Genomic DNA, 13,432 nt, shown 5'->3' on the forward strand with positions numbered 1-13,432 from the left:
CTTAATGTGGGTGGACGTTTGCGACGCGATACTACCGAATAGCTTTCACTCAATAACAATGGCCAAAATCATACTTGTTACCGAAATTAAAGCATCTGTTCAAAGCGTTTTTGATGTTGCAAGGGATATCGACGTGCATGTGGCATCTACCGCCCATACCGGCGAGCAGGCTGTTGCAGGCCGTACCAGCGGCTTAATTGAATTGGGCGAAACCGTTACCTGGCGGGCAAAGCATTTCGGCATCTGGCAAAATCTTACTTCAAAAATCACGGAGTTTAACGCGCCTTTTTTCTTTGCTGATGAGATGGTTAGCGGCGCTTTCAAAAGTTTCCGGCACGAGCATTATTTTACCGGGGACGACAGGCAAACCGTTATGCGGGATGTATTTATGTTTGAATCGCCATTGGGTGTATTAGGTAAACTGGCTGACTGGCTATTCCTGAAAAGATATATGACAGGGTTGTTGGCGAAGCGTAATTTGGTTATAAAAGACGGGGCGGAGAAAACAGACCATAGTCGATAGTCAATAGACCATGGCCGAAATGATATTGTTAGAATATAGAAAAGGTTTTTCCATGGACCATCGACCATAGTCTATGGACTAACTAATTCCCCAATTGCTTAATAGCCAAATAAGCCATCAGGCCAACGCTTTGTTCAAGGGCGGTTTCTTCCACGTCAAAGGTTGGGGTATGTACCGATGAGGTGATACCGCGAACTTCGTTACGGGTTCCCAGGCGATAAAAGCAGGAATCAGCTACCTGCGAGTAATAGGCAAAATCTTCTGCCGCCATCCATATATCAAGGTCGAGCACGTTCTCTTTACCCAAATAATCCTCGGCATTCGCCCGTGTTTTGGCAGTTAATTTTTCTTCGTTGATCAGGAACGGGTAACCCCTCATGATGTTGAACTCGCAGCTGCCTCCCATACTTTCGGCAATGCCTTCGGCCATCTTTTTAATTTTGACATGTGCCTCGCTGCGCCATTTTTCGTCCATCGTACGGAAGGTACCTTCCAGGTAAACCTCGTTGGGTATTACATTGGTGGCCCCGTTTGCAATTACTTTACCAAAGGATAGTACCGATGGGCTCTTGGGGTCTGCAGAACGGCTAACGATGGTTTGCAATGCGGTTAAAATATGGGCGGTGATGATAACCGGATCCACATTTTGCTGCGGCTGTGCGCCGTGGCCCCCCTTACCTCGTACAGTTACGTAAAGTTCATCCGTAGAAGCCATATACTTGCCTGCGCGAAAGCCTACCTTACCGGCATCTATCAGCGGCATAACGTGCTGACCGATAACGGCCTGTGGTTTTGGATTTTCCAACACACCCTCTTTGATCATCAGGCTGGCACCGCCGGGCAGTTTTTCTTCGGCAGGTTGAAAAATGAGTTTTACAGTACCGCCAAATTCACTTTTCAGGTCGGTTAATATCTTAGCTACGCCTAATAACGATGAAGTATGCACATCGTGCCCGCAGGCGTGCATTACGCCTGGGTTTTGCGATTTGTATGGCACATCGTTAGCTTCGGTGATAGGCAGCGCGTCCATATCGGCACGCAGGGCTACTACCTGGTCGCCCGGCTTATCGCCTTTTATGAGGGCCACCAACCCGGTGTCGGCCATTTTATGGTATTCCAGTCCAAGCTCTTCCAGCTTATTCGCAACAAATACCGAAGTTTCTACCTCATGAAAAGAAAGCTCGGGGTGTGAGTGCAAATGCCGGCGGTTAGCTACTACCTCATTAAAAATATCTTTTGCTAAAGCCTGGATCTTTTCTTTAATCATTAGTGATAACCGTTTTGGGTGGATTGATTTTTTCTGACACGATGAACATAGCCGGGAACATGGGCTTTAACTGTTCTTTCATCCGCTCGGCCTCGATGCGCGACCTGAAATCGCCGGCCCTAACTTTAAAGTTTGGCTCGCGGTAAATGATATAGGTACGCATTTCGGGGAACTCGCGGTTAAACTTTGCCTGCGCGTTATACGCCGAGTTGCGGTTGCTGCCGCTGTAGATCTGCACGCGGTAACCATATGATGATGAGTATCCCGCTGCGGCCCCGCCTTTGGTATTTTTGTTAAGTTCGGCACGTTTGGCTAAAAGTGTATCAAATAAGGGCGGCGCCACTACTTGTACTTTCCCCCGTTCCTGTGCAAATGTTTTAGCAGATAGCGATAGCAGTAAAAACAAAAAGCAATATCTGATGAGGCTTATTGGGGCTTTGTTATCAGGTATTGCTTTTTTCATGTTCTATTATTAATAATTGTCATGCTGAACGATAGTGAAGCTTCTATAGGCGACATGCATATTCACTAACAGATCCTTCGCTATCGCCCAGGATGACAAAAACTTATTTTTAATTTTGCCCTACGCCGTGGCAGTTCTTATATTTTTTGCCGCTGCCACATGGGCAAGGGTCATTCCTGCCAATTTTTTGCTCAACCTTTACCGGGGTTGGCTTTTGTATTTCGCGGGTATCGTCCATCGGCATGCCGTTAGCCTCGCTTACCAGCTCGGGTTTTGAGGTGCGCATATTCCGCAGATCAAGCTTTGGCTGCGGTTTTGCCTCGCGCACCTGCTCGGGTGCCTGCTGTACCGGGATACCTCCCCTGAACAGGAAGCTAACCAACTCCTTATTCACGGTTGATAACATTTGGCGGAATAACTCAAACGCCTCAAACTTGTAAACCAACAGCGGGTCCTTTTGTTCGTAAACGGCGTTTTGTACGCTTTGCTTCAACTCGTCCATTTCGCGCAGGTGCTCTTTCCAGGCATCATCTATCAGGTAAAGGGTTACGTTCTTTTCAAACGATTTAAACACCTCCATACCTTTATTTTCAACCGCCTTTTTCAACGGAACAGAAACCTGCAAGCCATGTACGCCATCAGAAAAAGGCACTACAATATTCTCCACGTACTGGCCGCGGGTATCATAAACATCCTTTAATACCGGGTAAGCCTGCTGCGCAACCGCTTCGGCTTTGCGTTTATAGAAGTTTGTAACCTCTGTAAAGGTGCTGTCAACCAGGGTGGCTATGTTAGTTGCCGAAAACTCCTCCGCGTTAACCTCGGTATCTATCGAGAACAGGCGGATAATTTCCATTTGGAAGCCTTCGTAATTGTTGGCTTCTTTGTATTCGGTTACAACATCTTCTATAACATCAAAAACCGTATTACTTAAATCAACGTCAAGGCGCTCGCCAAACAGGGCGTTCTTACGTTTAGCGTAAATAACGGTACGTTGCGAGTTCATTACATCATCATACTCCAGCAACCGCTTACGGATACCAAAGTTGTTTTCTTCAACCTTCTTTTGTGCACGTTCGATAGATTTCGAGATCATAGAGTGCTGTATTACTTCGCCCTCTTCTATACCCATACGCACCATCAGGTTCGAGATCCGTTCTGATCCGAATAAACGCATCAGGTTATCCTCTAACGATACAAAGAACTGTGACGAACCGGGGTCGCCCTGGCGACCTGCACGGCCACGCAACTGCCTGTCTACACGGCGGCTTTCGTGGCGCTCGGTACCTACAATGGCTAAACCGCCTGATGCCTGTACACCCTCGCCCAATTTTATATCTGTACCACGGCCTGCCATGTTGGTGGCAATGGTAACAGTACCAGCCTGCCCGGCTTCGGCCACAATGTCGGCCTCCTTCTGGTGCATCTTGGCATTTAGTACATTATGTTTGATGCCGCGCAGTTTAAGCATACGGCTTAGTAATTCCGAGATCTCTACCGATGTTGTACCTACCAGCACCGGCCGGCCGGCTTTGGTAAGGTTTACGATCTCTTCGGCAACGGCGTTGTATTTTTCGCGAACGGTACGGTAAACCAGGTCTTGCCTGTCGTCGCGGCTTATGGGTGTATTGGTTGGTATCTCCACCACATCCAGCTTATATATTTCCCAAAACTCTCCGGCCTCGGTAACTGCAGTACCTGTCATACCGCAAAGCTTATGGTACATCCTGAAATAGTTTTGCAGGGTTACTGTTGCAAAAGTTTGTGTCGCGTCCTCAACCTTAACATTCTCTTTAGCCTCGATAGCCTGGTGCAAACCATCAGAGTAACGGCGGCCATCCAATACACGGCCTGTTTGCTCATCAACAATTTTTACTTTACCATCATCAAGGATGTATTCGGTATCTTTTTCAAATAAAGTATATGCCTTAAGCAATTGGTTAACCGAATGGATACGTTCTGATTTTATTGAGAAATCGCGCATCAGCTCATCCTTCTGTGCGATCTTCTCTTCGGCCGGAAGGTCTGATTTTTCGATGTTGGCAATTTCGGTTCCTACATCAGGCATTACAAAAAACCCGGGGTCTTCGCCCGATGCGGTGATCAGCTCGATACCCTTTTCAGATAACTCTACCGAGTTGTTCTTTTCGTCGATAATAAAGAACAGGTCCGAGTCTACCCTTGGCATTTCTTTGCCCTGGTCCTGCATGTAATGATTCTCTGTTTTTTGAAGTACCTGCCTGTTGCCGCCTTCACTTAAAAATTTAATCAGGGCTTTGTTTTTGGGTAATGCGCGGTGGGCACGTAACAGCGATAAACCACCACCATCAATACCTGTATCTCCCTCGTTCATCGCTTTTTTGGCGTCGTTTAAAATGCCGTTAACATATGCTTTCTGGGCGTTAACCAAACGCTCTATACGCGGTTTTAACTCATAAAATTCGTGTTCATCGCCACGCGGGATAGGGCCTGATATAATTAACGGCGTACGCGCGTCATCAATCAACACCGAATCCACCTCATCAACCATGGCATAATGAAGCTTGCGCTGTACCAGCTCTTCGGGGCTGCGTGTCATATTGTCACGCAGGTAGTCAAAACCAAATTCGTTATTGGTCCCAAAGGTGATATCGGCAAGGTATGCTTTGCGGCGTTCTTCAGAATTTGGTTCGTGTTTGTCGATACAATCAACCGCCAAACCATGAAACTCGTACAATGGGCCCATCCACTCGCTATCGCGTCGTGCCAGGTAATCATTCACAGTTACTATATGTACCCCCTGGCCGGCAAGCGCGTTAAGGTAAGCAGGCAGCGTAGCTACCAGTGTTTTACCCTCTCCCGTAGCCATCTCGGCAATTTTACCCTGGTGCAATACAATACCGCCTATCAGCTGCACATCGTAATGTACCATGTTCCAGGTAACCTCGTTACCGGCAGCCAGCCATTTATTATGGTGGATAGCCTGATCGCCTTTAATAATTACATTGGTCTTTTTAGCCGCAAGTTCGCGGTCAAACTGGTTGGCCGTAACCTCAATAGTGGGGTTTTCGGCAAACCTGCGCGATGTTTCTTTCACCACGGCAAACGCCTCGGGTAAAATATTCATCAATATATCTTCAAGCTCCTTGTTGCGGTCTTTCTCCAGCTTATCCAATTGTGTATACAGGGCAACCTTTTCGCTTACCTCCATGGTCAATTCGGTTTCGGTACGGGTTTTTATGGCCTGTATCTCGCTGTCGATGCCGGCAAGTCCGGCCGCAATGGTCTCTTTAAATTCTATGGTTTTGGCCCTAAGTTCATCATTACTTAACTGGTCAAGTTTCGCATATGCCGCCTTAACCTTCTCAACTATAGGCGAAATGGCCTTAACGTCCCGTTCTGATTTGCTTCCAAAAAGCTTACTGAAAAAATCTAACATATTATTTTATATATGATGCACCAAACTCAATAATTGCGCCAGTGCAATTTTAAAGTCATTTTGACATGCGAAGGTACGGAAAAAGGCCGTGTCTTTGGTTATTACAATACTACCCTTCAACCAAAGGTACCGACGAGTTACCGATCCGTGCAGTTTTTTTGTTTCCCCTACAGGTAATTACATCTTCGGCATCCGGCGCATCATGTTAGCCATGGCTGCCGGGTTGCTCATCTGTTTCATTACCTTGCGCATATCGTCAAACTGCTTCATCAGGCGGTTAACCTCCTGCAGGTCAGTTCCCGAGCCCTTGGCAATGCGGTTGCGGCGACTTGGGTTGATGAGGTCCGGGTTTTCTTTTTCCTTCGGAGTCATGGAGTTGATGATGGCTTCTATTCCTTTAAAGGAGTCGTCGCTTACTTCCACGTCCTTCATCATTTTACCAACGCCCGGTATCATGCCCATCAGATCTTTCATGTTACCCATTTTTTTGATCTGCTGTATCTGACTGTAAAAATCGTTAAAATCGAATTTGTTCTTGCGGATCTTGCGCTGTAGTTCGGCGGCTTCCTTCTCGTCAAACTGCTGTTGCGCGCGTTCAACAAGCGAGACCACGTCGCCCATGCCCAGGATCCTTGATGCCATACGGTCCGGGTGGAAAACGTCAAGCGCTTCCATCTTTTCGCCGGTACCAATAAATTTAATAGGCTTGTTAACAACCGATTTTATGGATAAGGCGGCCCCGCCACGGGTATCGCCATCAAGCTTGGTTAAAACTACACCTGTAAAGTCAAGCCTGTCGTTAAACACTTTGGCGGTGTTCACTGCATCCTGGCCGGTCATGGAATCGACCACAAACAGGATCTCGTGCGGTTGTACAGCAGCTTTCACCTGCTCAATCTCAACCATCATGGCCTCGTCTACAGACAAGCGGCCCGCGGTATCAATAATAACCACATTGTTTCCGTTCTGCTTAGCCTGGGCAATACCTTCGCGCGCAATGGCTATAGGGTCTTTCGATTCCAGGTTGGCATAAACCGGTACGCCTATCTGCTCGCCCAAAACCTGTAATTGGGTTATGGCCGCGGGGCGGTATATATCATCGGCAACCAGTAATGGTTTTTTGCCCTTTTGTGTTTTAAGGTAATTGGCCAGCTTGCCGGTAAAGGTAGTTTTACCCGCACCGTTCAGCCCCGCTATCAGTATAATGGTTGGCGATGCCTTCAGCTCCAGTTCGGCGGTGGTGCCGCCCATCAGCGCGGTAAGCTCGTCGTTCATCAGCTTGGTTAAAAGCTGCCCCGGCGAAATAGAGGTCAATACGTTTTCGCCCAATGCCTTTTGCCTTACATCATCTGTAAAGGTTTTGGCGGTTTTATAGTTAACGTCGGCATCCAAAAGAGCTTTGCGGATCTCTTTCATGGTTTCGGCCACGTTTATTTCAGTTATTGAACCCTGTCCCTTCAGTACTTTAAACGCCCTGTCGAGTTTATCCGATAAATTTTCAAACATTATTTATTCCTAATTTTTGAGGATACAAAGTTATGATTTTGAAGCAATTTGCTTACTAATCGTAACACAAAAACAATAAATAACGCTTCTTAACCAACATTTAACAAAAAATCCTGTAACGTTTACACATTCTAAAGCATCTTATGGAAACTGTTAACTATCCTAAATGAAGGTATTTATACTTGCCATATCGCTATCTGCTATAACACTAACGGCTTTTTCACAAAACGAGAAAAAAACATTAGTGGCCGTAAAAACTGAAACCCCGCCAAAAATTGATGGCACCCTTGACGATGCCGTATGGCAAAACGTACCCATAGCTACCGATTTTGTTGAACTACAGCCAAACGCCGGCAACCACGAAAAACATGAAAACCGAACCGAGGTAAAGATCATTTACGATAACACGGCTATTTACATAGGTGCCCGTATGTATGAGAAGGACCCGTCGAAAATTGCGCGTGAGTTTGCTACGCGCGACCAGGTTGGCAATGCCGATTTTTTAGGGATAATTTTTGATACCTATAAAGATGGCATCAATGGATCGGGCTTTTTTGTGACATCAACCAACGGGCAATTCGACGCTAAATACGCGCCCAATCCTAACGGAAACTCAGAGGATGAGACCTGGAACGCGGTATGGACAAGCAAGGTAAATATCGACAGCCTGGGCTGGACATGCGAGATGAGGATTCCGTATTCTGCATTGCGTTTCGCGAAAAAGGACATGCAAACCTGGGGTATGAATTTGATACGCAGGCGCCAAACCGTTCAGCAGCAGCTTTGGTGGAACGAGCTGGACCCAAAAATGAACGGCCTGATAAACCAGGAAGGGTTGCTAACCGGGCTTAAACAAATTGTACCACCGGTGCGCCTGGCCTTTTACCCTTATTTTTCTACCTACGTAAACCATTACCCGTATAATACGCCGGGGATTGCCAATACAAAAACCAGTTTTAACGGCGGGATGGATGTTAAATACGGTATTAACGAAAGTTTCACGCTCGACCTTACCCTGATCCCCGATTTTGGGCAGGTACAGTCTGACAACAAGATCCTGAACCTGACGCCTTTTGAGGTAAAGTATAACGAGAACCGCGCCTTTTTTACCGAGGGAACCGAGTTGTTTAACAAGGGCAACCTGTTTTATTCGCGCAGGGTTGGCGGACAGCCGTTGCACTACTACGATATTACGCTGAACGACCACGAGGCCATTATAAGCAATCCCAGCGAAACCAAGCTGATCAACGCGGTAAAATTATCGGGCCGCCTGTCAAACGGGTTGGGCATTGGCGTTTTTAACGGCTTAACCAATACGGCCTATGCCACCGTCGAAGATTCGGTTACCGGCAATCGTCGCCTTGTGCAAACCAGCCCGGTTACCAACTATAACATTATCGTGCTGGATCAAAACCTGAAGAATAATTCGTCTGTAACGTTTATCAACACCAATGTTAACCGCTTTGGTAAAGATTATACCGCCGATGTTGGCGGCTTTGTGTGGAACCTTAACAATAAAAAGAATACCTATAATCTGGCAGGTTACGCGCTGATGAGCAACAAATTTTACAAAGGAGAGCAAACCGTAACCGGGTACAATTACGAGGTGGTTTTTGGTAAGGTATCGGGCAATTTTACCTGGAATATTGGCGAAGACCGGGTTGACGGTAAATACGATTCAAACGACCTTGGGATATTGTTCAACAACAACTATATCGACCATTTCCTGAACCTTCAATACGCTAACTATAAACCCAAGCACCTTTTTACGCAGTGGAATGTTTGGACAAACACCTATTCGTCGTACCGGGTATCGCCAACGGCTTATCAATATTTTAACCAAAACTTTGGGGGAAACGCCAGTTTTAAAAACTTTTGGCAGGTGAACATCAACGCCCATTACCGCGTTGAAGGAAACGACTTTTATGAGCCCCGTTTTGCAGGTAGGGTATTCAAAAATCCTGAAAACTTTGTGCTGAACTGGAATTTGAGCACAAACCGGGCTAAGGTATTATCGGGCGGGTTCTGGTACTCGGACCAATGGCTGGCTAACGGCCACGGCGGGCACGGTAACGACCTGGAGCTGTTCTACAATGTACGTATCAGCAATAAGTTCTCATTTGGTGAGGATGTAACTATCAGCCCCAGGATAAACTATACCGGCTTTGCAACTTTTGATGATGACAAGAACGATGTTTTTGCCCTGCGCGATGTGCACACGGTTGATAATACCTTTACCCTTAAATATACCTTTAGCAGTATTATGGGCCTTAATTTGCGTTTAAGGCATTACTGGAGTAAGGTTAACAATAAAAAGTTTTTTGGCCTTGGTAAGGACGGCTATCTTACCGACCTGGCATCAGAAAATTTTGATCACGATATAAATCAAAACGCCAACATCTGGAATGTGGACATGGTATATATTTGGCAGTTTTCGCCCGGCAGCGAGCTGAGCCTGGCCTGGAAAAACTCGACATATACCGATACAAATTTGGCTACACAGGGCTATTTTAGTAATCTTAGGAATACTGTAGAGCAGCCACAGAATAATAATTTCTCTTTAAAGCTCCTTTATTACGTAGATTTTCAAAGCCTGAAAAAACACAATAAGGGATAAACAACCTTAAATTACGGGAACTTATACAAGATACCCAGCGACAGGCCCTCGGTGCCCTGCACGGTTGGAGATGTGTTTTTATCGAACAGTAACGTGCCGTTTATAGATACGTTTATAAGGCGGTTAACTTTTGCTGCCAGTATGGCATCTACACGGTGGCGCACGTAACTAAGCGATTGCCCATAAGGGATAAACATATCGTAACGTGCATTAAGGTGCATATTTTTGGCAATATCCTTATCAAAAATAGCCACCATCTGGAAAGCCACATCGGTGCGGATTGTTTTGCCCGGCGTAACGCCATAGTTGGCAGGCTGGTTATGGTAAATGGTGGTATCGAGCACAAAGGTTTGGCGGGCGGTGCCCGTACCCAAACGCAGATCGAAATAGGTGGTTGGCTTATACTCAAAACCTATCGATTCGGTAAGATAGCCCGGCGACATAAAATTTGAGATCAGCAACGGCTGGGCAAGCACCGCGCCGGCAGCATCTGTATAGGTATACCCTTTATCAAACTGCGATTCGAAGCTTAACGACCCGAAGAAGAACCAATGCTTTGATAGCTGCGTGGCTACCTTGTTATCAAAAAATATACGGTCGTTGCTTTTACGGGATGACTGGCCCTTGTTTTTTGATTTGCCGTAAAGCAAGTTAAGTTCTGAAGTATAACTAAACGGGGCTTTGTTGTATTCTACCCGGTATATAAAGTTTGAGCTTAACGCTACCGCGGTTACCCCGCCGGCGGCATAGTTGTCGCTAAAGGCGGCCTGGCTAAAATTTAACCCGAATGTTACATATTTGCGCCAGTAGCTTATCTTATAATCAAGCATGGTTACCGGTATCAGTTCCTGCTGAATCTGAATCGGTGTTGGCGGCACAGGTATAATATTCTTCTTTGCCGGGATGCGGTACCTGTTTAATAAATTGGTGTCTATTTTAACCGTGTCCTTTTTAAGGGTATCGGTAGTTTGCGCATTTGCCGACAATGTAATTGTGAACGACAGTAAGAAAAAAAGCCTGATACTGGTTTTCAACATATCACAAATAAAACGCAAAAATCTGTTATTTCATTGCATTAATTAAAAATACCTGAGCCAGCCCAGCCATTTGCGCCGGTTTAAATAACCCATATCTGCTTCGTTGGCATAAGCCTCGCGTTCAAAAACAATATTTAAATACGCCCGGTTGTGGTTGCGGTATATGGCATAATTTACCATATAATTGAGCAGGTATAACAGGTAAAAGGGTATAACAAGCAGTTCGGCCTGTTGCTTCAGATGGATGCGTTCGTGGTTAATAACCACAGCATCATTTAACAGCTTCTCGCTATTCACCAAAATAAACGGAAACAGCGCTATGCCGCTAACCTTTAAAAAAGGTACAATAATTATTTTGAAACGGTATCCCATTTAACAGGTGGAAGAGGTGCAAGCTGGTACGCGTTAGGGCGGCGCAGGTAGCGTTTCAGGTTAGTTCTGATATAGGATATAAAATCATAATCGCCGGCAGTGGTAACCAGGTAATACCCCGGGCGGTACTTCTGCATAAAATCGGTAAGCCGGGGCTCTTCCAAATGGGTAACGCCCTGCACAAAGGCTTTGTTAAACCTATAATCAATAATGCTTTGCCGGTACTCGGCATCAATAATACCCCGCAGCTTTTCGGCGTTGCGCCCGCTTTTGCTAAATGCGTTGTAAAGCGCATCCATACTAAAGCCAAAGCCCGCCGGGCTTATGCTCAGCAGGTCGGCGTTATTTAACGATCCATATATTTTGCTGTATTCGCGCTGCGTGTTGGCCAATCGCCGTTGCGGGGTAAGGAAACTATCGCGTATGGTAACCTCCTGTAAGGGAATGGCTTTGGGGCGCATGTATACGGCCAGCGCGGTATAGTTTATAACCTTAACCGTATCGCTGTAAAGGTCGGGTTTGCTAAAAACAAGCACATCGCCCGGTTTGGCGGCAATATTAAACTCACCCTTAAATGTGTTATAAACAGCCTTGCCCGATGTGATGTTTTGAACATTTACTTTGGCAATACGCGCCTTGGTATCTTTATTAAACACAATGCCGGTAACCTCATTTTCCTGCGAGAAAGCGGCAGCGCATAAAATGCTAAAAAAAAGGGTAAGCCATAACTTCATGATAAAGTTTAAAGCTACGGGTTTGGGGAGGGATAAACTATACTTTAACAATCTTTAACACACTATTTCACCACAACAAGTTTTTGCCCTATCCTGAGATTATTGTCGGCCATTTTATTAAGCGCTTTTAATTCATCAACGGTGATATCAAAACGCTTAGAAATATTGTATAGTGTATCGCCCTGTTTTACGGTGTAAATTTTATCGTCGGGCGTGGTTTTAGTGATCGAATCGCGCTTTGGCTGGCCTATACTATCGTTTATCTCGGTAAGCACACGGTCCTCGCGTTTTATTTTGGCAAGTTCGCCCTCTGGCCGGTCGTACTGGTCAAGCTGGTATTTTACAATAATATTCAACAGCAGCTGCGGATATTTAGGGTTGGTGGCATAGCCGCAAGCCTTTAACCCGTAGGCCCATCCTTTAAAATCGTTTTTGTCCAACTCAAAAAGGCGGGCGTAATTTTTCTTCTTTAAAAACTCGGAGTGGTCGCGGAATGATTCTTCAGGGTTATTGTAAACCCTAAAGCAGTCGTTCTCGTTATCGTCATTTTTATAATAGCTTTCGCCGGCCCAGGTACTGCCGCATTTTATCCCGAAGTGGTTATTGGCAACTTTGGCCAGCTCGCTGTTGCCGCTGCCGCTTTCAAACAAACCCTGCGCCAGCGTAATGCTTGCCGGTATACCATAGCTGTTCATTTCCTGTATGGCAATGGCTTTAAAACGCTCTATATACTCCAGCGAGGTAAAATCCCGGTGCGATGCAATAGATGCACGGTTTTTTTTTTGGATGGCTTTGTTGTTTTTTGAGGCCTTGCTGCGGCTAATAGTGCCCTTATGTGCCGAGCACGATGTAAATAACAGAACGGCAACTAATAATGTATAGATCCTACGCATGCAGCTTTAGCTTTTTTGTTAGCCAAACTTAAGGTTAAAAATATAATTATTAATTATTGTTAGCTATTTCCTGTTTAGCAGGGGCCGATGTAGTATCTTCATCAAGTTCGTTAAGGTCGTATCTGTTGATGATGCCTAAAACCTGGGCCGCCCATGTTTTGCTGCTGGCATATCCACTGCGTTGGATACCTTTTGCCCAGCCCTTATAATCAGATGTTGAGAATTTATCAAGCAAATGACTAAACTGCTTGCGCTCTGTCATGATGCGGGCGAAATCCTTGAAGGAATCCAAAACACTATCGTAGCGTTTGTATGATGAGCGTACTTTTTTGTTGTGTTTGTAATAAACTACAGTCCCTCCGCCTTTTACTCCAAACTGGTTGTTCAGGTTTTTTGCTACGGCGCTCTTTCCGCTGGCCGATTCGTGTATGGCCACGCCTAAAATAATACTTGCAGGCACACCTGTTTCATGCATAATGCGAATGGCATTATCTTTGAACTTCTCAATGTATGATTGTGCTGCGCTTTGTGCCGATACGGCCGTTGTAGATGCAATTAATGCGGAAACTGAAAGAAGTGTAATAGTTAAGAGTTTCTTCATA

Annotated in this window: 11 protein-coding genes; 2 read left to right on the top strand and 9 right to left on the bottom strand. The window is 45.7% G+C overall.

The features are described from left to right. Nucleotides 1–58 precede the first annotated feature (58 nt). Complete coding sequence (locus tag EWM62_RS13300) at nt 59–523, top strand: SRPBCC family protein (RefSeq protein WP_129877163.1); 465 nt, start codon at nt 59–61, stop codon at nt 521–523. Between the two features lie 82 nt (nt 524–605). On the opposite strand, the gene EWM62_RS13305 is transcribed toward EWM62_RS13300, so the two are convergent. The 4 genes from EWM62_RS13305 to ffh form a co-directional block, all read right to left on the bottom strand. Beyond that, nucleotides 606–1,790, bottom strand: a complete 1,185-nt coding sequence (locus tag EWM62_RS13305) for a M20 metallopeptidase family protein (RefSeq protein ID WP_129877164.1) — start codon at nt 1,788–1,790, stop codon at nt 606–608. Beyond that, the gene (locus EWM62_RS13310; protein ID WP_129877165.1) at nt 1,783–2,253 is read right to left on the bottom strand and encodes an SPOR domain-containing protein; all 471 of its coding nucleotides are present in this window, start codon (nt 2,251–2,253) and stop codon (nt 1,783–1,785) included. The genes EWM62_RS13305 and EWM62_RS13310 overlap by 8 nt, the downstream gene beginning before the upstream one ends. 109 nt (nt 2,254–2,362) lie before the next feature. After that, entirely contained in the window at nt 2,363–5,671 is a 3,309-nt protein-coding gene (gene secA / locus EWM62_RS13315) for a preprotein translocase subunit SecA (protein ID WP_129877166.1), read from the bottom strand. A 177-nt stretch (nt 5,672–5,848) separates the two neighbouring features. Beyond that, entirely contained in the window at nt 5,849–7,177 is a 1,329-nt protein-coding gene (gene ffh / locus EWM62_RS13320) for a signal recognition particle protein (RefSeq protein WP_129877167.1), read from the bottom strand. A gap of 166 nt (nt 7,178–7,343) precedes the next feature. Between ffh and EWM62_RS13325 the strand changes: the two genes are divergently transcribed. After that, nucleotides 7,344–9,794, top strand: coding sequence for a DUF5916 domain-containing protein (locus EWM62_RS13325; protein WP_129877168.1), 2,451 nt, complete (start codon nt 7,344–7,346; stop codon nt 9,792–9,794). 11 nt (nt 9,795–9,805) lie between these two features. On the opposite strand, the gene EWM62_RS13330 is transcribed toward EWM62_RS13325, so the two are convergent. From EWM62_RS13330 to EWM62_RS13350, 5 genes are all read right to left on the bottom strand, one after another. Next, a complete protein-coding gene (locus tag EWM62_RS13330) occupies nt 9,806–10,831 on the bottom strand; it encodes a DUF3078 domain-containing protein (protein ID WP_129877169.1) in 1,026 nt (341 codons plus the stop codon). 42 nt (nt 10,832–10,873) lie between these two features. Next, entirely contained in the window at nt 10,874–11,203 is a 330-nt protein-coding gene (locus EWM62_RS13335) for a hypothetical protein (protein ID WP_129877170.1), read from the bottom strand. After that, on the bottom strand, nt 11,182–11,937 hold the full coding sequence (locus tag EWM62_RS13340; RefSeq protein WP_129877171.1) for a hypothetical protein: 756 nt from the start codon (nt 11,935–11,937) through the stop codon (nt 11,182–11,184). Before EWM62_RS13340 ends, EWM62_RS13335 begins: the two co-directional genes overlap by 22 nt. A 62-nt stretch (nt 11,938–11,999) precedes the next feature. Next, entirely contained in the window at nt 12,000–12,830 is an 831-nt protein-coding gene (locus tag EWM62_RS13345) for a glucosaminidase domain-containing protein (protein ID WP_129877172.1), read from the bottom strand. A 49-nt stretch (nt 12,831–12,879) separates the two neighbouring features. Beyond that, a complete protein-coding gene (locus EWM62_RS13350) occupies nt 12,880–13,431 on the bottom strand; it encodes a glycoside hydrolase family 73 protein (RefSeq protein ID WP_129877173.1) in 552 nt (183 codons plus the stop codon). Between the last annotated feature and the right edge of the window lies 1 nt (nt 13,432).

Origin of the sequence: Mucilaginibacter terrigena (assembly GCF_004168255.1) — a bacterium.
Taxonomy (GTDB): Bacteria; Bacteroidota; Bacteroidia; order Sphingobacteriales; family Sphingobacteriaceae; genus Mucilaginibacter; species Mucilaginibacter terrigena.

What these genes read in the sequence shown, in the direction of transcription:
- secA (WP_129877166.1), bottom strand. Translation starts at nt 5,671, where the DNA reads ATGTTAGATTTTTTCAGTAAGCTTTTTGGAAGCAAATCAGAACGGGAC.
- ffh (WP_129877167.1), bottom strand. Translation starts at nt 7,177, where the DNA reads ATGTTTGAAAATTTATCGGATAAACTCGACAGGGCGTTTAAAGTACTG.
- EWM62_RS13340 (WP_129877171.1), bottom strand. Translation starts at nt 11,937, where the DNA reads ATGAAGTTATGGCTTACCCTTTTTTTTAGCATTTTATGCGCTGCCGCT.
- EWM62_RS13330 (WP_129877169.1), bottom strand. Translation starts at nt 10,831, where the DNA reads ATGTTGAAAACCAGTATCAGGCTTTTTTTCTTACTGTCGTTCACAATT.
- EWM62_RS13345 (WP_129877172.1), bottom strand. Translation starts at nt 12,830, where the DNA reads ATGCGTAGGATCTATACATTATTAGTTGCCGTTCTGTTATTTACATCG.
- EWM62_RS13325 (WP_129877168.1), top strand. Translation starts at nt 7,344, where the DNA reads ATGAAGGTATTTATACTTGCCATATCGCTATCTGCTATAACACTAACG.
- EWM62_RS13310 (WP_129877165.1), bottom strand. Translation starts at nt 2,253, where the DNA reads ATGAAAAAAGCAATACCTGATAACAAAGCCCCAATAAGCCTCATCAGA.
- EWM62_RS13335 (WP_129877170.1), bottom strand. Translation starts at nt 11,203, where the DNA reads ATGGGATACCGTTTCAAAATAATTATTGTACCTTTTTTAAAGGTTAGC.
- EWM62_RS13350 (WP_129877173.1), bottom strand. Translation starts at nt 13,431, where the DNA reads ATGAAGAAACTCTTAACTATTACACTTCTTTCAGTTTCCGCATTAATT.
- EWM62_RS13305 (WP_129877164.1), bottom strand. Translation starts at nt 1,790, where the DNA reads ATGATTAAAGAAAAGATCCAGGCTTTAGCAAAAGATATTTTTAATGAG.
- EWM62_RS13300 (WP_129877163.1), top strand. Translation starts at nt 59, where the DNA reads ATGGCCAAAATCATACTTGTTACCGAAATTAAAGCATCTGTTCAAAGC.